The 24355-nt window shown below is 35.8% G+C and carries 15 protein-coding genes; 6 read left to right on the forward strand and 9 right to left on the reverse strand.

Going from position 1 to position 24355, the window contains the following annotated elements:
- Window positions 1–118: 118 nt before the first annotated feature.
- Complete coding sequence (locus tag FTRAC_RS00965) at window positions 119–925, reverse strand: dienelactone hydrolase family protein (RefSeq protein WP_013452349.1); 807 nt, start codon at window positions 923–925, stop codon at window positions 119–121.
- A gap of 344 nt (window positions 926–1269) precedes the next feature.
- On the opposite strand from FTRAC_RS00965, the gene FTRAC_RS00970 reads away from it, so the two are divergent.
- A complete protein-coding gene (locus tag FTRAC_RS00970) occupies window positions 1270–2217 on the forward strand; it encodes an OmpA/MotB family protein (RefSeq protein ID WP_013452350.1) in 948 nt (315 codons plus the stop codon).
- Window positions 2218–2297: 80 nt separating this feature from the next.
- On the opposite strand, the gene FTRAC_RS00975 is transcribed toward FTRAC_RS00970, so the two are convergent.
- Window positions 2298–2732 carry a peptidylprolyl isomerase gene (locus FTRAC_RS00975; RefSeq protein ID WP_013452351.1) on the reverse strand — a complete coding sequence of 145 codons (435 nt, stop codon included), beginning with the start codon at window positions 2730–2732 and terminating at the stop codon, window positions 2298–2300.
- 157 nt (window positions 2733–2889) lie between these two features.
- Window positions 2890–3756, reverse strand: a complete 867-nt coding sequence (locus FTRAC_RS00980) for a substrate-binding domain-containing protein (RefSeq protein WP_221405915.1) — start codon at window positions 3754–3756, stop codon at window positions 2890–2892.
- A gap of 153 nt (window positions 3757–3909) precedes the next feature.
- Between FTRAC_RS00980 and FTRAC_RS00985 the strand changes: the two genes are divergently transcribed.
- The gene (locus FTRAC_RS00985) at window positions 3910–6225 is read left to right on the forward strand and encodes a transglycosylase domain-containing protein (protein WP_013452353.1); all 2316 of its coding nucleotides are present in this window, start codon (window positions 3910–3912) and stop codon (window positions 6223–6225) included.
- 383 nt (window positions 6226–6608) lie between these two features.
- Here the strand turns inward: FTRAC_RS00985 and FTRAC_RS00990 are convergent, their stop codons facing one another.
- The 4 genes from FTRAC_RS00990 to pckA all read right to left on the reverse strand — a co-directional run bounded on the left by FTRAC_RS00990 (window position 6609) and on the right by pckA (window position 13025).
- The gene (locus FTRAC_RS00990; RefSeq protein ID WP_013452354.1) at window positions 6609–8645 is read right to left on the reverse strand and encodes a tetratricopeptide repeat protein; all 2037 of its coding nucleotides are present in this window, start codon (window positions 8643–8645) and stop codon (window positions 6609–6611) included.
- Between the two features lie 124 nt (window positions 8646–8769).
- Window positions 8770–9513, reverse strand: a complete 744-nt coding sequence (locus FTRAC_RS00995; RefSeq protein WP_013452355.1) for an MBL fold metallo-hydrolase — start codon at window positions 9511–9513, stop codon at window positions 8770–8772.
- A 63-nt stretch (window positions 9514–9576) separates the two neighbouring features.
- The gene (locus FTRAC_RS01000) at window positions 9577–11061 is read right to left on the reverse strand and encodes a dihydrolipoyl dehydrogenase family protein (protein WP_013452356.1); all 1485 of its coding nucleotides are present in this window, start codon (window positions 11059–11061) and stop codon (window positions 9577–9579) included.
- A 341-nt stretch (window positions 11062–11402) separates the two neighbouring features.
- Entirely contained in the window at window positions 11403–13025 is a 1623-nt protein-coding gene (gene pckA, locus FTRAC_RS01005) for a phosphoenolpyruvate carboxykinase (ATP) (RefSeq protein ID WP_013452357.1), read from the reverse strand.
- Between the two features lie 223 nt (window positions 13026–13248).
- Between pckA and FTRAC_RS01010 the strand changes: the two genes are divergently transcribed.
- From FTRAC_RS01010 to FTRAC_RS01025, 4 genes are all read left to right on the forward strand, one after another.
- Window positions 13249–14751, forward strand: coding sequence for a peptide MFS transporter (locus FTRAC_RS01010; RefSeq protein ID WP_013452358.1), 1503 nt, complete (start codon window positions 13249–13251; stop codon window positions 14749–14751).
- An 87-nt stretch (window positions 14752–14838) separates the two neighbouring features.
- The gene (locus FTRAC_RS01015) at window positions 14839–15381 is read left to right on the forward strand and encodes a SiaB family protein kinase (protein ID WP_013452359.1); all 543 of its coding nucleotides are present in this window, start codon (window positions 14839–14841) and stop codon (window positions 15379–15381) included.
- 11 nt (window positions 15382–15392) lie between these two features.
- A complete protein-coding gene (locus FTRAC_RS01020; RefSeq protein WP_013452360.1) occupies window positions 15393–15776 on the forward strand; it encodes a DUF1987 domain-containing protein in 384 nt (127 codons plus the stop codon).
- Window positions 15777–15782: 6 nt separating this feature from the next.
- Window positions 15783–16310 carry a hypothetical protein gene (locus FTRAC_RS01025; RefSeq protein ID WP_013452361.1) on the forward strand — a complete coding sequence of 176 codons (528 nt, stop codon included), beginning with the start codon at window positions 15783–15785 and terminating at the stop codon, window positions 16308–16310.
- A gap of 2 nt (window positions 16311–16312) precedes the next feature.
- Here the strand turns inward: FTRAC_RS01025 and FTRAC_RS01030 are convergent, their stop codons facing one another.
- Both FTRAC_RS01030 and FTRAC_RS01035 read right to left on the reverse strand, forming a co-directional pair.
- Window positions 16313–17347 carry a PorP/SprF family type IX secretion system membrane protein gene (locus FTRAC_RS01030; RefSeq protein WP_013452362.1) on the reverse strand — a complete coding sequence of 345 codons (1035 nt, stop codon included), beginning with the start codon at window positions 17345–17347 and terminating at the stop codon, window positions 16313–16315.
- Between the two features lie 40 nt (window positions 17348–17387).
- Window positions 17388–24242: a PKD domain-containing protein gene (locus FTRAC_RS01035; protein ID WP_013452363.1), complete on the reverse strand. Its 6855-nt coding sequence runs from the start codon at window positions 24240–24242 to the stop codon at window positions 17388–17390.
- Between the last annotated feature and the right edge of the window lie 113 nt (window positions 24243–24355).

The following is a 24355-nucleotide window of genomic DNA, read 5'->3' on the forward strand; positions in this document are numbered from 1 at the left end:
CTATATCAGCTCGAAGCGTCATCGTAAGTTAGCACTTGCAATTGAATAGGTTGAAAATCAATTTAATGTAGTGATTTAATGCGTTACAGGTGTTCAAGCAAATCACAGCTGTTCCTTTCTACTTCTCCAAAACCCTCACTAATCTTTCCCATGATTCATTCCTAGCTTTGATATTGGCTTCTGGTCCTTCTGGATCATCCCCAGAACGCATATAAGCATGTCCTGCACCATCATAAATTCTTAAATCATAGATGGCACCATATTCATCCATAGCTTCTTTTGAGGCTTTAATTGTAGCATTTACTCTCTGGTCATTGCCTCCATAAAAACCATATACAGGTGCTTCTATTTCTGCATAGTCAAGGGCTTCTTGAGGACCGGTACCATAAAAAACCAATACTTCGCTTAATTCAGGGTTATTAGTTGCATAGCGAAATGATTGAGAACCGCCCCAGCAAAATCCAACCACTGCAACTTCTCCATTTCCAGCAGGCAATTTCTCCAAATAATTGAAGGAATTATTTAGATAAGTCGTTACCAAACTACTTTCTAGTTTATAGATTGCATTTCTCGCATCATCTGATGAAGGGAATTCAGAGGTTTGGGAATATTCATCACTAAAATCTGACAACATATCAGGTGCAAGTGCGATAAAGCCTTTTTCAGCTAATTGATCGGCAAAACTTCTGACCCAGTCCGTTAGTCCTCGGTTTTCATGAATGACAATTACTGTTTTGGCTTTTTCCGAAACTTCGGGATAAACAATAAAAGCTTTTAATGTTTTATCGCCAGCTGAAATATCAACCCATTCATGATGGCGAGGGGAGGTTTCTAATCTATTGGATACCTGATCCTGAGCAAATGAAGGTGCGGATATAATAAAAAGGAGAAATAATATACGAGTGAATTGATATAAATTTTTCATGATTATTGCTTTAATGGTGATCTTAATTTAACTATAAAAAAAAATTATAATTGAATTATTGAATTAATATTTACTGAAAGTAGATCAAACAAAAACACCAATCCGATATAACTTAAGAAATTATTGTACACAGCATTGAATTAGGAAATAACATTCTATGTCATTTTACCTCCTTTTATCTAAATCATCTATGATTTTTCATCAAATAGTAGCTATTTCCCTTTTGAAAGAATAAAAACTCAATATCATCAGATATTTTTAGGTTTCATTATATAAATTTGAGTTTAGACAATCAATTTTTAGTTCCTTTCGTTACAATCTTCAATATTATTAAACCAGATAAAATGATAGTAAGAAAAATTTTTATTGCCTTAATTATTTTAAGTAGTGTGGCTTGTGTAACACAGAAAAAGTATGATGAACTCTTAGCTGAGAAGGTTAAACTTGATGCTGAGAAAATGAAGCTAGAAGATAAAGTAGCATTAAAAAATAATACGATTGAATCACTTGAAGCACAATTGGCAGAAGAACAGGAAACTTTGGAACAAGTTCGAAAAGCATATCAAGATTCTCAAAGTAGTCTAGATTCACTACAACAGCAATACAAAACGCTAAATGATTATTATGATAAATTGATGAGCAGTAGTGGGAAGCTCAATAAAGATTTAGCCAATAAAGAAAAGCAATTGCTACAAATGGAAGCGGATTTGGAGATTTCCAAACAAAGAAATGATGAATTGGCTGCTAATTTGGCCGAACGTGAAGAGCGAGTAGCTGAACTTGAAAAAGTGTTAGCAGATAAAGAAGCAGCAGTTAATGCCCTAAAGCAGAAGGTGAGTGAAGCACTATTGAACTTTAAGGAAAATGACTTGACCGTTGAAGTGAAAAACGGGAAAGTGTATGTATCATTAGCCGAGCAATTGTTATTTAATTCTGGAAGTACAGTTGTTGATACGAAGGGTGTGGAAGCTTTAAAGAAGTTAGCACAAGTTTTGAAAGATAATCAAGATGTGAACATTGTGGTAGAAGGTCATACCGATGATGTGCCAATTTCTGGAAACAATAAATATTTAAAAGATAACTGGGATTTAAGTGTGTTAAGAGCTACTTCTATCGTTAGGATTTTGACTAATAATGGCGCTTCCCCAGAAAGGGTGACTGCAGCGGGAAAAGGAGAGTTTGCACCAAAATCCAGTAATGATAGTGCAGAGGGGAGAAGAGAAAACAGAAGAACTGAAATTATCTTGACTCCTAAATTGGATGAGTTATTTCAGATATTGGAAACGAATTAGTTATAAGTCTGGAGTTAGAAGTGGGAAGTTGTATGCCACTTCTAACTTCAAACTTCCCCCTTTGGGGGAGTAAGGGGGGTTTACTCTAAAATCGTCACTTTCTCCATCACATCTCCCTGGCGGATATCGTCAATAATATCCAAGCCCTCATACACTTTTCCAAAGGCAGTATGTTTTCCATCTAAGTGCTGAGTGTTTTGTCTGCTGTGGCAGATGAAGAATTGAGAACCACCAGTGTTTTTACCTGCATGTGCCATAGATAAAACGCCTCTTTCGTGGTATTGCTTTTCGCCATCCGTTTCGCAATCAATTGAGTAGCCTGGGCCGCCTGCTCCAGTTCCATCTGGACAACCGCCCTGCACTACAAAATCGGGAATAACTCTATGAAAAGTTAATCCATCATAAAATCCTTTTTTAGCTAAATCGTGAAAGTTTTTCACAGTATTAGGCGTGGCATCATCGTAAAACTCTATTTTTAATGTGCCTTTGTTGGTTACTATTTCTGCTTTGCTCATTTATTTAAATTTATATTTATACTATTGTTGTAAGTTGTAGGTTCTAAGTATTAAGTAATTGATTATCAGACTATTAATTTAAACATACAATGCTGCACTACTTATTACCGAAATACTTATTACCGAAATACTTATTACTTAAAACTTAATACTATTCTTATATACTATTTCTCTGCCATACTAACTGTTGAGTGTCTGCCATTTCATCAATGATATTTGCAGCTTTCAACGTATAAACTACATTTTTTAACATCTTATTACTGACCCATCCATCTGTTGCCCATTCAGTAGCATGATACCATTTGGCAGCATCTTCTTTCTTAATCTCAAATCTTTTGCTCACAATATCAACGGCATCTTCATTTTCCATAAACATGGCTGAGGTTCTTTGGATTTGTCGTAGGACGCGTGATATATCTTTAGGTCTTTCGCTGATAATTTCATTATGAGCAGCTAAAACAAAACAAGGCCAAGGTGTTACATATTCACCAATCCTTTTCAATTCACCTCTTTCTACATAGGGCTTGGTGGTGTATTTTTCCCAATAGAAAACATCTGTCTCTTGTTTTTGAAGTGATGCTAATGCCCCTTTAAGATTTTTAATAATGTTAAATTGGGATTCATCTATTTTCTTGTCATTGTTTAGCGCATCTACTATGGGCATCAAGTGTGATCCTGAACCAATTCTGCTTATGGCAAACTGCTTATCATAGATTTCCTTATGGTCTTTAATCGGATTCTCAGTACCGCTATGAATCCCCCAAATTAAAGGACTTTTAACATAACCACTAATGATTTTGGCAGGTACACCTTGCAAAATCCCACTAACAATTCCTTCGGTTAAAATAGCGCAAATATCTACTTCATTATTGATGAGCGCTTCTCGCATTTCACCAGTTCCGCCTTCAAATGTTTTCCATTCGATCTTCAGGCCTTCATTTTCAATTGCACCTGATTCAATTGCTAGGTGAATAGGGGTGTTGTAATGCTCCGGTACGCCACCGATTCTTATCGTTTTACTCACAATGTCATTCTTTTTTTGAGTGTACAAACATACAATCTTTCTGTTTTGAAATAATGAAAAATCTAAGCTTTTGTTTAAAATTATCATCTAAAATGACTTTTCTATTACACTTTTTAAAGTGATTTTCCGTTCTTCGCAGGATAAATAGCTAGCATGCCGAAAAAGAAGAAGAAAAAGACACTTAAACATCGAATCATTAAATTCTTATCCATTTGTACTGGAGCAGGATTATTATTTATCCTATTGTTTTTCTATAGCATTAAAGCAGGATTGTTTGGCAGTTTACCTGATGATAAAGTACTTAATAACATCAAAAATGCTCAGGCAACTGAAATATTAGATGAAAACGATGAGAATATTGGGTTTTTATATCGTAGCTATAGATCAAATGTCGGCTATAATGAATTGCCACAGCACTTAATTGATGCTTTAGTGGCTACTGAGGATGTTCGTTTTTTTGAGCATTCAGGTATTGATTATAGAAGTCTGGTCAGGGTTATAGTTAAAACAGTTATTCTACAGGATCGGTCTGCAGGAGGAGGCAGCACGCTTTCACAACAGTTGGCAAAGAACTTATTTCCAAGAGAATATTCCCATAGAATTGAAATTATTGTCATCAAGATTAAGGAAGCTATAATTGCCAAGCGTCTGGAAGAGATCTATTCAAAAGAAGAACTGCTAACCTTATATCTTAATACTGTTAGTTTTCCAGACAATACTTTTGGAATTGAAGCCGCTTCACAGACTTTTTTTAATAAGCCAGTTAAAGCGTTAAGCTTGGAAGAATCGGCCATATTGGTTGGGAGTTTGAAAGCCACCTATACTTACAATCCTCGAATTTTTCCAGAGAATAGCTTTGAGAGAAGAAATGTAGTGCTTTCTCAAATGGAGAAATATGACAAATTAAGTGAGGAAGAATATCAAAAAGCTGTTGCTAAAGAAATCAAGCTTGATTATCGCCCAGTAAAGGCGGATCAAGGAATTGCACCTTATTTCCGAGAACAAGTTAGAAAAGAATTAGTGAAATGGGCTGATGATTATAAAAAAGCAAATGGAGAATCTGTAGATATTTATGGAGATGGATTAAAGATTCATACTACGCTGAATGCAAGAATGCAACGCTATGCTGAGTCAGCAATGAAGAAGCATATGCAGGATTTGCAAAAAGCATTTGAAAATAATTGGGGCAATCTTGCACCCTGGAAAAAGAAGGAAGTTTATGAACAATACATTAAACGTTCTTATCACTATAAGGCCCTAAAGAATCAAGGAAAACCGGATGCAGAGATTGTTAAAATCTTAAATGAAAAGAAAGAAATGCAAGTTTTCGACTGGTCGGGTAGCGATGTACAGACCATGAGCGTAATTGACAGTATTCAGCATTCCCTAAAAACCTTGCAATCTGGATTTGTAGCCATGGATCCAAAATCTGGAGCTATTAAAACATGGATAGGTGGAATTGATTTTGAGTACTTTAAATATGATCATGTAAAACAGAGTAAAAGACAAGTCGGTTCTACATTTAAGCCATTGGTTTATATGACGGCTTTGAATAATGGTGTGGAGCCTTGTGATTATTTCCCTGCCAGAGCGGTTTCTTATGAGAATCTGGAAGGGTGGAAGCCTACTAATAGTGATGATGAGGATTATACGCATATTAATGTCAGCATGCAGGAAGCTTTGAGGAAATCCATGAATACAGTTTCTGTTAAGATTTTGGAAGAAACGGGTATTCCATCGGTTATCAATTTAGCAAAAGCAGTAGGAATCAAATCAGATCTTCCCGAAGTGGCTTCTTTGGCTTTAGGTACTGCAGAACTCAGTATGCTAGAATTGGCAACTGCTTACTCTTCTTTCTTAAATGAAGGAAAAGCATCAGATCCATTTTTTATAGAGAAAATTACTGATGCATCCGGAAAAGTTTTAGCAGAATTTAAACCTGAAAATGAATATGAAAAAGCTTTTTCAGATCTCAATCAGGAAATGATTCTAAGTATGATGCAAGAAGTTGTTAATTCTGGAACAGCGTCTAGGTTAAGATGGAGATATAACTTAAAAAATGATATTGCAGGGAAGACGGGCACTACTCAGAACAATAGGGATGGCTGGTTTGTAGGCTTATTACCTAATCTGGTTACCATAAGTTGGACCGGTTCAGATAATGGCAGTATTGGCTTTAGAAGCACCTCCATAGGGCAGGGAGCCAATTCAGCCTTGCCAATATTTGGCTTATGGATGCAACAAGTAAATGCTGATCAAAGTTTAAATCAATATAGCAAAAGTCAATTCAGTCCTTTGTCTGACAAAGCAGAGAGATTAATGGATTGTCCTCCAATTAAAGAAGATGGATTTTTCAAAAAGCTATTTACCAATCCTGATAAAGAGAAAAGCAAGGATTTTGATAAAGATGGAAAGGAAAAGAAGGGGCTATTTAAACGAATTAAAAAGCTTTTTAATAAAGATGGGTAATATGTCAATGTCATTTTGTTACGGTATTATTTCTTATCCATTTCCTATCTGTTCGTCATCGTAAGTTAGCTGTCCCACACTGAAAGTCAGGAGGTAGGGATCTATTCATTTTAACCAAAGGTTAAAATATTAAGAATGAGTCTTTGATTTAAAATTGAATTTAAATCTGCTTTAAGAAATTTTTAGATTGTAGATTACTGAAACGAAGTTTCAATACACTAGATCCCTTACTTCAAAGGGAATGACGGCATGAGCCATGATTGTAGATGCCAATTGATTGCTCCGCCACCTACCTACTAACGGCTAATTATTTCTTTGAGAATCTTAGTGAAATTCTTTGCGTCTTTTGTGGTTACAAAAAATAGCCTTTGGCTATCTTCAGTTTAAAACCTTATCCCTGCAAATGAAATATCATCAGTTTGTTCCTGATCACCTTTCCAATCCAATATTGTTTTCTCTAATTTTGCTTTTTGCTGGTCCAGCGGCAATATTTTAATTTCATCTAGTAGTTTTCTTAGCCTTTTACGCATGAATTTTTTGTCCTTATTGCCTCCAAACTGATCTACATAGCCATCTGAAAACATATAAATTTGGGTGTCTTTGCTCAAATCTATTGTTGTGTTCTTTGCTTGTTTACGCTCAGTTTCAGTAAAACCACCAATAGAAAACCGTTCTCCCTTATAAGTTTTCCAATCATTTTGCTGGTAAACTAAAATGTCCATGCTTGCTCCAGAGAAAGTAAGCTTTTGATTTTTTGTGTCAAAACACAGCAATGCAATATCTAAACCATCACTTGAAGAGTTTTCCTTGTACTGAAGGCTATTCAATACGGCTTCATCTAACCTACTGATGATTTTGGCACAATCATTTTCATTTTGTTGAATGACTATGCTGTTGAGTAAATCGTTTGCCATGACAGTCATAAAGGCGCCTGGAATCCCATGTCCCGTGCAATCTGCAAAAGCGAAAAATATTTTATCTTTTTTGCGTGTAAACCAATAAAAATCACCACTCACTATAGATTTGGGGATATACAGCATAAAAAATTCATGAAAAACAGATTTTATTTTAGTTAAATCTGGAAGTATGGCTTTTTGAATGTGCTGGGCATACCATATACTTTTCATAATTTCTGAGGTAGCTTCTTCTAATGCTTGTTTTTGCTCTAGTATGCTGTCTCTTTGCGCTTCTATTTCATCTCTATTTTCCTTTATTTCTGATTTTTGAAAGTTTATTTCTTGATTCTTTTGCTCAAGCAAGCGATGAGATTTATTCTGAAGTTGGTATCTGTTGTAACTAACAAAAGCAACTATTGCTAGCAACAGCCCTAAGGCCGTAAGAAAATAATTAGAGTTTTTTCTTCTAATCAATTGTAGATTAGTGATTTCAGCCTTGTTAGTAAGGAGTTGGATTTCTTTTTCCTTGGATTGAATCTCAAAATTCTTTTCTAATTGAGATACCTTGCTGTTTAAATCCTGATTGAAAATAGAATCATTTAGGGATTTAAATTTTTTATAGGCCCTTAGTGATTTTTCAAATTGCTTATTGTGCTCATAAATTTTCGATAATCCCTTGTAGGATTCTTTCAATACCTCCAAAGCTTCCACTTCCTGGGCTGATTGAATGGCTTTATTGAAATAATTTTGTGCGTTTTTAAAATTTTTGTTAGCAAGATAACTTTCTGCTAAACTCTTGATTATGTAGGTTTTGTCATAATGGTTTTCGCCTTTAGGAACTGCCAATAAGGCTTTTTCAGTAAAGTAAATTGCAGAATCTTTATCTCCATAATCTTTATGGTAGATACCAAGATTATGTAATGAATTATAGATGCCCACTACATTATTCAGTTGTTTATCAATTTCATAGCATTGTCGGAAGTATTGAACTGCTTTTTGAGGCATCTCCCTTTTCATGTAGAGCAATCCTAAATTGCTCATCGTATTTGAGATACCTAAGGAATCATTAGATGAGTTTTTGATTTTTAAGGATTCTTCATAATAATAGGTAGACTTATCTAATCTCCCAATTTCATCATAAATAATCCCCACATTATTCATCGCTCTCGAAAGGGACTGGGGATTGTGCAGTCCTTTCTCAATTTCAAGTACTTTCAAAAAGTATTCAAGGGTTTTATCATATGCACCTAATCCATAATATGCTATGCCAAGGTTGTTTAATAATTGAATTTCAGAATATTTGTCTTTGGTGTTTCTTGCTAATTCTAATCCTTGCAGACCATAAAAAATTGCTTGAGATGGTTCTGAAGTACTATAACTATAAAGTAATTCTTTGTAAATGTTTATGCGGGTACTATCCTCGATTTCTTTAGATAATAAGTTCTGCAGACTATCGGATTTTTCATTTCCCAATAATGGAAAGCAGCATATAAGAAATAGAAAAATAAATGTTGTTACTCGCATTCAGTAAGTTTTGTAATAAAAAAAGTCAATTTATTATAATATAATCACCAAAACAATATTAGGCTTTCAATACTTTTGCTTTCATAATTATATTAGATTTATGAGTTAATTTACCCGATGAAATCTATTTCGCTGGATACCAATTCCTGAGTCTAACTTCGATTCCACTATTTTTCTCATTCACTAATGATTTGAATTGTTCAACATCAGCTAAACCTCCCTGACCTCTAAAATGGAAAGGATAAACTATGGTAGGTTTGAATTCCAATACGGCATCAGACGCTTGTTCAATTGACATAGTATAGGGTAAGTTCATGCAAATAAAGGCAACATCTACATTTTGCAATGCTCTCATTTCTGGTATGTCTTCTGTATCTCCTGAAATGTAAATTAGCTTATCTGCAATCTTCAACAAGTATCCGTTGCCTCTTCCTTTGGTGTGCCTTGAATCTTCTGATTCGGGTAAATTGTACATAGGTAAAGCTGAAATTTCAATTCCTTTAAAAGATGTGCTTTTGTTATTGTTGAGTATTTCAATGGCGCTATTTTCTATTTCTTCCATTTTCTTTGCAACAGCTTCTGGTACGATGAAATGCGAATTGGAAGTATTTAGAGCTTGTAATGTTTCCTGATTAAGATGGTCGCCATGGATATCCGTGATTAAGATTAAATCCGCATCATTTAAGTTTTGAAATCCATCTGCACCACCATATGGATCAACATATATTGTGAGACCTTCGTATTCCATAGCTAATGTGCCATGAACAATTGGGTGGATTTTAATATCGCCCTTGTTGGTGGGAATAATATCCTGAGCAAATAGGTTTGTGCTAAACAGTGCAAATACAAATAGGAATAGATTTTTCATAAGTTTTTTCTTTTAGGAACAATTTATTTCGTCTAATGTTGAACCAGTCATCACATTTTACATTTAAATCATAATGCGTTCATTTTTGGCGCAATCATAGCAATAGCAATTAACTTTATCTTTTAATAGACCTGATTTTAGAATGGATTTATTAAGAAGAGCACGAACACTTTCCTGGATGCCTTCCGTTATGCTAGGGTGGGGATGTACGCACTCTGCCAATTCTTCAATCCCTTTATTCATACTAATAAGCAATGCTACTGCTTGAATGGCTGCTGAAGCTTGTTCACCAACAACTCTCATACCCAATATTCTCATCTCCTCGTCATTGGTTACCAATAGCTTAATGAAACCTTGTGTGTTTCTTTTTGCCACAGCTCTTGCAATAGTAGAGTAATCTGTTGTGACTACCTTGTAATTCAATCCTTTTTCTTGAGCAGTCTTTTCATTATAGCCGACACCCGCAACTTCTGGATTTAAAAACATGATGGTACTAATGTTTTCGTAAACGAGCTTCTTTTTGGGCGTTCCGAATATTTTCTCTACTGCATACCTCCCTTCCAATTCACCCACATTAACTAGATTAATATCAGCGGTAATATCGCCCACTGCATATATATTTTTAACTGATGTTTTAGTGTCATCATCTTCTACACCTCTTTTGCCCATTTTAACAGGCACAGCATCTTTCCATAGGTTTTCATAATTGGGCACTCTGCCAACTGAAACCAAAGCTTTATCTACTTCAAAAGTTTCTTGATGCCCATCAGAGAAATCTAATTTATAGACTACCTTCCCATTTTTTCTTTCCATTTGAGATAAGGAAGAATTTCTGTGGATATGTACTCCTTGAGCTTCTAAATTCTTTTCTATAACTGCTACAACATCAGGATCTTCAAATGGGAGAATGCTATCGCCTTTATCAATTAAATTCACTTTAGTTTGTCCAAATCCTGAAAATATAGTGGCGTATTCGCAACCGATCACTCCAGCACCGACAATAACCATGCTTTTAGGGAAATCATCCATTAGTTCAATGCCATCACTGGTCAGGATATACTTTTCATCAATTGGAATATTGGGCAGGTACCTAGGTCTACTTCCAGTTGCTATAATGATATTTTCTGTTTCAAATGCCAGGCGTTCATTTGCCGTTTCTACCTCCACAATATGTTCACTGATAATAGAAGCATTCCCTTGGATGAAATCAATGTACGAAGAGTATTTTGGATTTTTCTGTAATTCAAACAAATGGTCTTTTAGTAAATCAACTCTTTCTTTTACAGCGTTTCTCACCTCAGATTGTATTTCCTTCCATAATGCTTTTGGAGGTTCCATATGATATCGATCTAAGTTTTTTCGGAAAGCTAACATGTCTCTTGAAAGCTCCCAGAGGGTTTTAGAGGATAAAGCGCCATTGGTTATGCCTGCTCCACCCATGACATTTTTTTCAACTAGTAAAGTTTTCTTTTTTAAATCTACCGCTCGCATGGCGGCCGCATAACCAGAAGGTCCAGCTCCAATGATTATCAACTCATATTGATCCATAAACAGATTTTATTTATGTAGCAATATAAAAAGTTTAAAGGAAAAAATGGTGTTTTATAAAGGATTATGGAATGTCAATGCAATTTATAATTGCATTGACTGAAGGCTCAAAAATGATTTTGAAAAGGTACCTCTGTAATGATATGGACTTAAAACTATGCTCTAATTCCTTTTAACATTTTTGAATATTAATTTTAATTAGTCATAGTGTGAGTTATTTTGTTTCTTTTGCCACAGGCAGTGATAACCAACAGATACAGTGCAGACACCCACAAACAAAAACTGCCATGAGAACTAAATCCCATGGCAGTATATATTTAACTTAACTGAAAAAGCTTTAATTAAACCTTAGATAAATTAGGCTTGGGCGCTCCGGCCATAATTTCATCGTTTGCGAAATCTTCAAATTTTTTGAAGTTTTCATTGAATTCACCAGCTAACTTATTAGCCATCTCATAATAGCCTTTGTCATTTTTCCAAGTTTCTCTTGGGCTCAACACCTCAGAAGGAACATCAGGGCATGTAGCAGGTATTGCACAACCAAAAATAGAATGATTTCTATAACCTACTTCATCCAAACCACCATTTAAGGCTGCTGTGATCATAGCTCTGGTATATTTTAATTTCATTCTTGAGCCAACGCCATAAGGGCCGCCAGACCAACCAGTGTTGATTAACCATACCGTTACTTGCTGTTCATCCATTTTCTTTCCTAGCATTTCCGCATATTGTGTAGGGTGCAAAGGAAGGAAAGGTGCTCCGAAACAAGCACTAAAAACAGTTTGTGGTTCGGTTACACCAGCTTCAGTACCTGCTACTTTTGCAGTGTAACCTGAAATGAAGTGGTACATGGCTTGTCCTTTTGAAAGCTTAGATATAGGAGGTAAAACTCCATAAGCATCACAAGTCAAGAAGAATATGTTTTTAGGAATTCCACCAATTGAAGGTGAAACCGCATTATCAATATGATGAATAGGGTAGGCCGTTCTTGTATTTTGAGTAACCTCAGTATTTTCGTAGTCGACTGTTCTCGTCCCAGGATGAAAACGAGTATTTTCAACAATGGCACCAAATTTAATTGCCTTGTATATTTGTGGTTCTTTCTCTTCCGTTAAATCAATGGTTTTAGCGTAACAGCCACCTTCAAAGTTGAATACACCATTTTCAGTCCATCCATGTTCATCATCCCCAATTAATCCTCTGTTTTCATCCGCAGAAAGAGTGGTTTTACCTGTTCCTGATAAACCGAAGAAAATAGCGGTGTCACCATCTGCTTTTTCGCTCATATTAGCTGAACAGTGCATTGAAAGCACATTGTGTTCAGTGGGTAACGTATAGTTTAATACTGAGAAAATGCCTTTTTTCATTTCACCAGCATACCCAGTGCCACCTATTAGAATAATGTTTTTTGAGAAATTAACAATTGCAAAATTTTTCTGTCTAGTACCATCTACTTCTGGGTCAGCTTCAAATTCTGGGGCATTAATAATAGTGAAGGTTGGTTCGAAAGTTTCGAGCTTATATTTCTCTGGTCTTAAGAACATATTATAGCAGAAGAGATTATGCCATGCCTGAGTGTTTACTACTCTTAAATTTAAACGATAAGTTTTGTCAGCACCAGCATAAGCATCTCTAACATAAACCTTTTTGTTCTCTAGGAATTTGAGCATTTTTTCATGAAGCGCATCAAATTTTTCTGGATCAAATGGGATGTTGATATCTCCCCACCAAACGGTATCTTTTGTTTTGTCGTCTTTGACAATGAATTTATCCTTGGGAGAACGACCAGTAAATTTACCTGTATCGCACATCAAAGCACCCGTATCAGTAAGGACGCCTTCATTGTTAGTTAGGGCATGTTCAGTTAGTTCAGCAGGGCTGAGGTTCCAATAAGCTTCAGCTACATTTTTTAAACCCAGGCTTTCTAAACCGGATTTAGCGGATTTTAATCCAAATTCCTTCATATTTTTATATTTTCGCTAGGTATAACTTGGTTTGGCTGGCAAAGTTAAAGAATTTACTTTGCTTAAAAAGTAATTTTTTAATCAATTACAAATGTTTAGATAGTGTATAAAATACACTTTCTATCGAAAATAAAGCTGATTTTCACTTCTGATTTGTTTTAATGAAATGCCCGTATTAGATTTAGCATTTCGTTTTTTAAAATAAAGTTAACTTATAGATAATATGAATTCCGAAAAAACTTTTTTTGGTCACCCAAGAGGTTTAGCCACCTTGTTTTTCACAGAATTTTGGGAACGTTTTAGCTATTATGGAATGCGCGCCTTGTTGGTGCTATTTCTGGTTGATTCAATTGAAACAGGAGGCTTTGGTTTAGATGATAAATCAGCAAATGCTATTTATGGTTTATATACCATGTTTGTTTACTTACTTGCTTTGCCTGGCGGTTGGCTAGCAGATCGTTTTTTTGGGTTACAAAAAGCAGTCTGGTATGGTGGTATTATTATTGCCTGCGGTCATTTTTCGATGGCAATACCAACAGAGGAGTTCTTTTTTATAGGATTAATCTTAATTGTAATTGGTACAGGATTATTAAAACCCAATATTAGTAGTATTGTTGGAGGACTTTATAAGGATGATGAACCGGCCAGACGAGATGCCGGTTTTTCTATTTTTTACATGGGGATTAATCTAGGAGCAGTCATTGCGCCATTGATCACTGGTTATTTAGGAGAAAGCATTAATTGGCATTTAGGTTTTGCAGCTGCTGGTGTTGGAATGCTGTTAGGAGTGATTCAATATAGAGTATCATCAAAATCATTAGGTAGTATAGGAGCTCAACCTGAGGGATTTGACCCTGCAAATGAGCAGCAAATAGGCTTCAGGAAAAAAGTGAAGTTGGGGTTATTTGGATTTTTAGCTTTACTTATACTACTTGTCCTATTGACTACTTTTGGCTTCTTAAACATTGATGTGGTGAGCGTTGCCAATGTTGCGTTTTATGTAGTTGCAGCTGTGTTGGTCTTGTTTTTTGCAGCAATTTTTTTATTCGGAGGACTAAATAAAGATGAAAAGAAAAAAATATGGGCCATTGCTATTTTATTAGTCTTCTCGGCTATTTTCTGGTCAGGTTTTGAACAAGCAGGTTCTTCCTTGAATTTATTTGCTGAAAGATATACAGATCGATTTATTGGCAGTTGGGAGATGCCAGCTTCATTCTTACAGAGTATTAATCCGACCTTTATAATTATATTATCTCCTGTTTTTGGTTGGTTTTGGATACAATTGGCAAAAAGAAATCTTAATCCAAGCATTCCTTTAAAATTTGCTTTTGGACTTATCTTCTTAGGTTTAGGCTTTGCTACTATGATAATTGCCTCATATATGCTAATATCAGCAGATAAAGTATTGCCAACTTGGTTATTAATTACTTATTTCCTACATACTACTGGTGAATTGTTTTTAAGTCCAGTTGGTTTGAGCGCAGTAACTAAATTAGCGCCAAAGCGATTGGTAGGGCAAATGATGGGAGCGTGGTTTATGTCTGTTGCATTTGGTAATTTAATTGCGGGCTTGGTAGCAGGGGAATTCGATAAGAATGCGATAGCAGAAAATCCGAGCTTACTGCCTGAAATATTTCAATTCATTACTATCTTTATTGTTGGTGCAGGTATAATAGCTTTAATCTTTACGCCATTAATTAGAAAATTAACAGGGAATGTGCATTAAATAAAATGAGTATATCATTTTATTATTATATTTTTTCAAATAATAATTGTAATTTGACCGATAATACTTTATTTCCATTTGGTTAGAATGTTAGATACCTTAAACAAATTTAAGAACCTCACAGACAGCGAAGAATTATTGCTGGCTTATCAGGGTAATATTACTGATAGCCTGACCAATAATTTATTAGCCTTAGCTGAAAACAAATTAGCTATGGTTGAATATAATTCGCGTATAAAAAAGAAGGTATTTAACATTCTAGTGGAAGTACTTCAAAACATTTACCATAATCAGGAAGAGATAAAAGGATCGAAAGAAACCTTTCAAGAGATAATGGTGATGGTAGTGAAGAATAGTACTTCTTACGAAGTTATTTCTGGTAATTTTATAAAACAAAAGAATACAGACCACCTTAAAAAGCGCATTGAGGAAATCAACCAGCTTACGAACGATGAACTTAGAGCTAAGTATAGAAGTAAGTTAGATGAGGGCGTATTTACCGAAACAGGAAGAGCAGGCCTCGGAATTATGGATATGGTGAGGAAGTCTGGCCAACCTTTACAGTTCGGCTTTAAATCAATAAATGATGAATATGCTTATTTCAGTTTGCAAGTGAATATAAAATATTAAGAAAAAACACTATGGAATCTTATTACTTAGAGGCAACACCTAAGACACCTAAACTTGATTTCAATCCGGATGCAGAAACGTTTTTGATATCAGGTAGGTCAATCCCAGAGAATTCTATCGAGTTTTATAAGCCATTGCTCGATTGGTTAGATAAATATGTTAGTAATCCTTTAGATTCAACTATTTTTGAGATTAAATTGGAGTACTTCAATACGAGCTCCTCAAAATGCTTAGTTGAGATTTTCCGAAAACTAGAGAAAATTCATGAAAATGGAAGCAAAGTTTCCGTGGAATGGTATTTTGATGAAGAAGATGAAGATATGGAAGAATCAGGTGAGGATTTTAAAGAGATCATTAAAATCCCATTTAACATGAAAGAAATAAAAGAGGATTAATAGTATATGGCAAAAAACTTTACCCAGTCCGATGTATTTCAAGCAGAGATTGATTTCTTAAATGAAGTACGTGCCTTGGCGGAGGATGATGATATTCCGGCTGAAAAGGTAAAGGAGAACTATAAATTATTATGTGATAAATATGATCGCTTAATTGGAGAAGCAAAGCTATTAACCTCTGTCAGTGATCGCTTGCATGCTAAACTAAATGAAGCAAACGAAAAACTGAAAAAGCAATCAGACGAGATCAATAAAATCAATGATGATCTGAAGGTGAATAATCAACTACTGCAAGACACAATTGATCAATTAGTAAAAGCTAAAGTTGGAAGAAAAGCATCCTCAATTGTACTTTTGATAGCCATTATTTTATTCATTATCTCTGAGGGAGTGCTTGAGCCTTTAGTTGAGGAACGGGTAGGGAATACGTCTGTAGGCTTTCTTTTTAAATTGGGAATCGCAGTATTGTTGAAGCCGATTGATGTTCTAGTAGAACGATATATGATGAGAAGAGCTTTAAAACAGAGGAATTAAGCTTAAAAAGTAGGACAAGGAATGAATTTCTTTTTTCTTTTTTTCTTTAGCGTTGCTTCGAAATCAAATATAATGGAGATTTCATGTGCTCCACCTGAAGCGCCACCCAATTCTGATAATGTAAAATCATAGCTGTATCCAGCTTGAAATTCATTAAAAATCAAGCCAAACATAAATACCAAAGCATCCCTGTCATATAATTCTCTATTTGGATCAGTTTTACCAAAAGGGATGCCTCTATACCATAGTCCTGCTGAAATTGGGTCGTAATGCCAATTGAATCCAATATCTAACTGGTCGTTAATCCCCTGTTTTTTGTAAACAAATGAAGGAGCAATGCTAGAAGTATTAGCACCATCTACAGGTCCTCTGTACAAAGGAATCCGAACACCTCCATGAAAGCTTATTTTCATATTTAGTGGATTGGAATCCCCCAACAAAGACATTTCTGGCTCTGTGATATGATGCAATGCAAAACCGCCCCATAATGCTTTGCTATAAACCAGCATGCCACCCGAGAAATCGAAATATCGGATATTTTGTATATTTCCTAATTCAGAATCAAAAGATACATTCCGATTGTCCAATAATTGATCACCCAAGGTTAATCCATTTTGATTTAGTCCAGTAAAATTATAGGCGAATTGAACCCCAGTACTAATCACAAGATTTCTATTGATTGCAGCTCTGTAAGAGTATAAAAAGCTGGCATTCGTATTTCCTAGATTCCCAGAGCCTGCAACATCTCGTGTAAGCATTAGGCCAAACCCACTATTTAAATGATCTAGGTTATAATCGTATGATAACGCATGGGTTTGGTAAGCCCTTGGTAAGCTCGGCCATTGAATACGAGTGTTTAATGCAAAGCGATGCATCTTTCCTAAGCCGGTAAATGCAGGATTAAGATATAAAGGGGCTTCATGATACTGCGAAAATTGAAAATCTTGAGAATGAGCATTGAATACATTCACAGATGGTATCAGGCAGATCAATAAAATGCAATGTAAAAAATATGCTTTGAAAAATTTATATATCATTCATTTACCCGTTTAAAGATCAAAATCAGAGTGGTTGAAATCACCTAATCAAGGTAATATCACCAATTTTAGTTTCCCTTCTTCCATTTTCATAGACTAATTCTAGTCGATAAACATAGACACCCTGAGGCATCAGTACTCCATTATAATAACCATCCCATCCAACAGTTCTATCATTACTTTCAAATAATAACTCACCCCATCTATTGTAGATCTTCATATTGAATTGAGAAACACCTTCAACTTTTGGTAAAAAGAAATCATTTTGTAGTGGATTAGAACTTGCAGTTCCCGGACCCGCTCTACTCGGTGTAAAGGCATTTGGAACATCTGAAGCTCCTCCTAAGAGGACTTTCACCTGAGAGCTTAAAGTCATGGAATCGGTGCAGCCTGTTTCTGAATTTATGGCAATTAAAGTAATGTCATAAACTCCGCTGTCAGGATAAGCATGGATTGGTTCCTCCTCAAAAGTTTCGTTACCATCTCCAAATTTCCAGATAAATTCATCTGCTCCTTCACTTAAATTGACAAATCTGACCTCTTCTCCAGTAAAAACTTGCCTGTATTCATCAGGTATAGTAAAAGATGCAGTTGGTGTTGCATTGACCACTATGAATTCTTCCTTAACCATTTGTGTGCGTTGTCCTGTTATATTTGAGGCCGACAGGGTAACTGTGTAGGTTCCTGGGTTTCTGTAGACATGCGTAGGGTTTTCAACAGCTGCTACTCTTTGCCCATCCCCAAATTCCCATTGATATGTGGAAGGATCGGCAAATTGTGTTAGGTTTTCAAATTCCACAACTAAGGGTAAACAGCCTTCTGTTGGATTTGCATCAAAATCTACAATAGGAGGGATTGCCCCAATAGTAATGGTAGTTTGATAAGAATCTGTGCATTGTCCATTGGTAGCTGTCATTCTGATAACAAATGTACCAAATGTGCCATACTCATGTGGTGCTGGATCAATTTCTGATGAAGTAGTGCCATCTCCAAAGTCCCATTCATATTCCCATTCGTTTTTATTGGTGGTAGTATTGTTGAGGTTTACAGTACTTTCTGGGAGAACCATTTCTTCTGGAGTAGCCTCAAAACTAGCTTCCAACTCAGGATAAACTTCTTTTAATGCACTTCCACTTACTGGGCCAGTACAATTATCAGGAGAATTACTATCCACCACAGAGACTAATGTGTAAGTAGTTGTGGTCGTAGGGAAAACGGGTTCAAAATGCCTGTTAAAAGCAGTAGTAAATGTGAAGTTTTGGTTTCCATCTGTATAAGTAATAGTCCATGGACCAACACCTGATTGATCAAAAATCAACTCTGTTTCTTCACCATAGCATGTAACATCATCTCCTGATAATTCAGAAGTAGGTAAACTATTGACATTGATGGTTACTGGACCACCTAAACTGTTTCCAAAGCAACCTCTACTATCTGTAAGTTCAATTACCCGATAAACAGTAGATACTTCAGGTGTTTGGTTAATGGATTCACCGTCTTGAATGTTATTGTATTCAATTGTGTCCTGATTAGCCCTAACCACTACATTAAATGGGCCATCTCCTGTGAAATAAAAATTAAGCGGACTAGAATCACCTCGGCAAATGGTATTATTGCCCTCAATTTCGACTTGAGGTCTATCAAAAGCAGTGATGGTAGCAGATCCATTTACATCACCCGAACAATTAGGCGTATTGGAATCTATAACATCAACTAAGGTATAATTTTTGGTACCTGGAGCAGCACTAATCGTAACTGTTTCTGTATGAATATCCGCATTGCTGTCAAAAGCTCCATCAGGGGTGACATTTGGAATAGTGAAAATATTTTCACCATCGGTATAGCGAACGTTCCAAGGCGGAGTACCAGTTAAATTAATTTCTAATTCCGTTGGCGTATTCACACAAACATTATTTTGATTTCCAGAGATCGTTGCGGTAGGCTTTGAATTGACTTTAATGGTGGCAGTGCCCGAAACATCACCAGAACAAACGGGTGTATTTCCATCTGAAACACTGACTAAACTATAGGTAGTGGAATCAGTTGGACTGATTGGTTCTATCGTAACCGGATTATTACTGTTGATTGTGAAGTTTGAATTTCCATCAGTATAAACTACTTCCCAAGGACCGATTCCTGTTAAATTAAAGAATAGATTTGCATTATTACCCTCACAAATAGTAGTAGATCCGGACAAGGATGCAGTTGGTTTAATATTTACTGAGACAAAAGCGGATCCTGAAATACTAGAAGGATTACAATTAGGATACTCTCTGTCTTCAACACTTAACAAGAAGTAATTAGTAGAATTGGTAGGACTTACATATTCAATATGTCCATTTGATATATTGAATAAAGTATCATTAGTCATACCATTATTGTATACTACATCAAAATTTTGACTACCGGGACCTGTCAAGTTAAAAACAAGGCTAGTGGAATCTCCAGGGCAAATAACATTTGAACCATTGAGACTTAAATTCCCAGTAGGGCCAGCTAATATATTTACTGGTAGGATAGAAGGGGAGCCAAGACAACCATTGCTATCTATTTCTACTACTTGCATATTTCCAGAGAAACTATTGAAATTAGCAGTTATGGAATCTCCGTTTGTGCTAGAATAGCTAATAAAGGCACCTGAAGGTAATGTCCATTGGTAATTAGAACCAACACTTGATTCGACTTTAAATGGGATTTGTTGAGAAAATGCACAAACCTCATCTGCCCCTATGATGGTGGGACTGGTGAATTCAGGGAATATTGTGATTTCTTGGATATCAGAAGTGTCAGAACAACCACCAACTGAAGAAACAGCAATATGTCTTACTTCAAAAATAATCACATCACTAGTTGTATTATTAAAAGTCTCTGAAACAGAACCATTAGTTGGTATTGGGGTCGTATCAAAATTATCCCACGGATTACCAGAATCTTTTATTCTTCTTTCGTAAATATGATTACCTGATAAACCTGTTCCAATGGAGGTAGATGTAAAATTAACCAGTAGCGGTGAGCAACCTTCTGTTTTATCTTTAAAGAAACTGGCATCAACTTTTGGGTTTAAAGTTACGGTTTTACTCACGGACTCTGAACACCCATATTCCGTCTCAATTGATAAAGTGACAGTGTAAGTTGTAACATTATTAAAATCGCCTGTAAATGAATGGTTAACTATACTGTCTTCTTCAGTAAATAACGATTTCCCATCTCCCCAATTCCATTTTAATTCATAATTTGCTAAAATGTTATTGTTTGTAATCTCAAACTCAAAATTATAATCTTCTTGGCAAGCTGGATTTGGAGATATTATGTCAAAATCTATAAGCGGCTCTTGAAATACCGTAATATTAATTGTCGAGTCTGCAGTACATCCAGATAGGGATTCTGCAGTAAGTTTAATAGCATATTCTATATATGGATCAGTTGTATTTGTTAAAATAGGTAAGACTTCACCATTTAAGTGCCCTCCACTGCCTAATACCGGAGTTGAACTAGCGAAAGTAGTACCATTAGTAATATCAGTTATTTCATATGATAGATAGAAGTCATTACCTGATGGTAAACTACTGGTTTCATTAATAATTCTCACTTCTAAAGGAGCGCAGTTTTCTGAATCATTTGTCAATAAATCGAATCTAACTTCAGGAGTTTCATTAATTCCCAATGAAATAGGAGGGTCAGAAGCTACATCGCAAGTGCTCGGTAAAAGTGCGTTTAATCTAATTTCATAGTTGGCCGAATCTGTAAAAGTGTACTCAAAAATATCAGTTGGATCAGAATCCCTAAACTCTTCATTTCCTGTCAAACTATTTCCTTCAATTATAGTGGAATCGTTTATATCTAGATTTTTTATGATTAATTCCCATTCAGTTCCAGCAGGGACATCTGCTGGATTTGTATTATTTACAAATCCATAAATTGCAGGTGCACAGAATTCATTGCCAACAGTATCCAATACAATATTAATATCATCTTTTGGTAGTATAGTATCATTAAAAGGGGCTGATAAATCACTTTGACAATTGAAAGGATTTTCAGTTTGTAATCTAACTTCAACATTTACATTAGGATTGCCAATATCTGGTCTAGCATAGCTTACCCAGAATTCAACTCCTTCATTTTGGGTTGAAAGCGTGTCACCTACAGTTTGTACTTGCCAATCATATTCTAATAAACCTGGCTGTACTGCTTCAAAATAGTAAGTAACTGAATCGCAGGTTACAACTGTATCAACTGGATTGAAATCTGACGTAGGTTTAGGAAGTACACGGACGGTTCTCTGGGAATTATTTACACATACACCATCGACATAGGGCTGCAATACAATAGTGTAGTTAATAGCTGCTATACTGGTATAATCATTGTTGAATTCAAAAGAAAACTTATCATAATCAGGATCACCAAATATTGTGGTATCACCTCCCAAAAGAGTGGAACCATCATATACTTCCCAAATCAATGAATCCCCTGAATTTGTGATTAATAGATTATCCGTAGCATTATCAATTTGAAAGAAAAATTCAGTTGGAGAGCAATATTCATTTAAAGGATCATAAGCATCTGCAGGATCAAAAGTTCCTAATGTGGGAGGTTGGTCATATACGTCAAAGCCTGATGCGCTCCCAGGTAGCACAGTTACGGTTATAGGAGCACTTATTGCATTACAACCATTATCACCATTAGCTACTAATTCTATTGTGTAAATTGCATTTGATCCGGTGTTGTTAAAGAATATATTAGGTGATATCGATTCGTCTAACTCGCCAGGAGCTCCAATTTCACGGAAAACTGTTGTTCCTAAACTATCAATTTGTAATTCATAGTCTACAGGATCGACTGAGACATCATTTAATGATTCATTCGTCATATTTGTGAAGGTCAATAATGTACCAGGACAAATGGGATCACCATTATATGCGTCACCTGCTGAATTACCTTCATAGTCATTAGTATAGGTGGCTTCTAAATCGGATTCGGGATTATAGAGTACATTAACTGTTTGAACTATCACGTCACTTTCACATCCCTTATCGGTGATAATTCTTAATGCAACATCATAAGAACCTGCATTCCCAAGATTTTGAATTGGTTCTTCACCTGTTGCATCGATGTCAAATGTCACACCATCATAATCGAAATCCCACTGATAGGTATCTATTGCATCACTATTTACTATAATTGGAATTTCAGAATCAGCAGCATCAAAATCTGTATCCTCTCCCTCACAAACTGTTGTAAAGTCAAAATCCGCAACTGGTTTATCATATATAAAAATATCTAATTCATCATCTGTCGAACATCCTGTGGAAGCGTCATCAATGACTAATGTTACCCGATAGTGTCCTGGATCAGCCAAGGCTAATGGGTTGCCAGGGTAGTCAAATTGAGGAATTCCACCACCTCCATCGTTTTGAGAATCAATATTTCCTGGAGTAGGACTGATTTCATCAATCTCCCATGAAGTTGTTAATGAAGAAGTTTTATCGATTGATTCGTCCGTTAAAACGATTTCTAGTGGTAGGCCGAGATCTTCGCAATATTCGATTGGATTATTGTCAGTAGTCATTCCGGCACCTATATCATAGCCAATCAATGCCTGTGGTGTTTCTATGATTTCAACGTCAAATGATGTTTCAAGGACACAACCTCCAATTGATCCTCTGTCAGCTCTCATGTTAACTGTATATGTTCCTGGTGTAGGAAAACTCTCGCTTACATTTGCACCATTGGTTTCAAAAACTCCATCATTATTAAAATCCCAACTATAGGCATCCCCCACTTCATTGTCAGGGTTGGTAGGATCTTGACGGAAGTCAATGTCTTCATTTATACAGAAAGTCAATGAATTACCTTCTGCTGCTTCCCATATTCCACCAGAAGAGGGATCAAAAATCTCTGGATCTGGGTCTGGTGAATCTACAATTACTATTCTCCCTTGCACTGATCTTGGTGCGTATCCTCCAGCTCTTGGGTTGCAAGGACCCCATATATCTAACCTTACAAAAAAGTCTTCTCCTACCAAAGCATCATCAGGTACAACTATATCAAGGCTTTGGTAGTTGTTATCCCCATCTTGCACAGGCTCAGGATAAGTGACTATGATGTTTGGGTCATAGTTGTTTGGATTAGTTATGTTGACGCCTGCTGGATCTATGACAATGTCGTCTATTGTATTTGCATCGTTTTCAGTCCCATAAACTATTCGAACCTCTCTATCATCATCATTTAATGTAACATTATTGACAACAGGGTCGGGTTCAATAACACAATTAAAGTCTGTGGCATCTAGGAAATTTAAAGTGACCTGTGTTCCGGCACAGACTTGGTATTCGTCTTCTTCAATTATTACTTCTCCTGGTTCAGTATCATCTGGTTCCCAATAGTTTACTGGTCTGTCGATTTGAAGTGAGATATTGTTACAGGCAACTCCATCAATGTATAGGGTAGCAATAGGTTGATAAAAACAGAGCCCGTCAGTTTCATTTTCATAAGTATAGAATGCATTATTATCAGCATTGTAAATAGAAAATGTCCTCCCATTCGGACTATTGATGATTCTTATTTCTTCATCAGCTGGGAAATAATCTGCCTCATATCTTGTATTATCTCCGTTTCCCCAATCAACGTCAACTTCAATATTTTCTCCTCCGAATACTAAAGGGTCATCGTTTAAATCAACAGCACTCAAGGTAAAATACCAATCTAATTCCACTGGGGCGCAGTTTGTGCCTAATCCAGCAGCTCCAGTAAATCTATTTGCTTGAGCACCACCTGATCCTGATTTTACACCTGCACATGTAATTTGCCCAACACTTTCATTTATATAAAGAAAGTTGAATAGCATTACCAATGCAGTAAAAATGATAGGTTTGATATAGCTATTCTTCTGAAACATTATACAAACATATAGATATTAGTTGGTGCGAAAAATATATTCATTAGTCGAACAATACATTTGTTTTATCGAAATATAACTAAAAAAAAGATAAATAAAAATTATAATAATTA

The organism is Marivirga tractuosa DSM 4126, from assembly GCF_000183425.1.
In the GTDB taxonomy this organism is placed as follows: Bacteria; Bacteroidota; Bacteroidia; order Cytophagales; family Cyclobacteriaceae; genus Marivirga; species Marivirga tractuosa.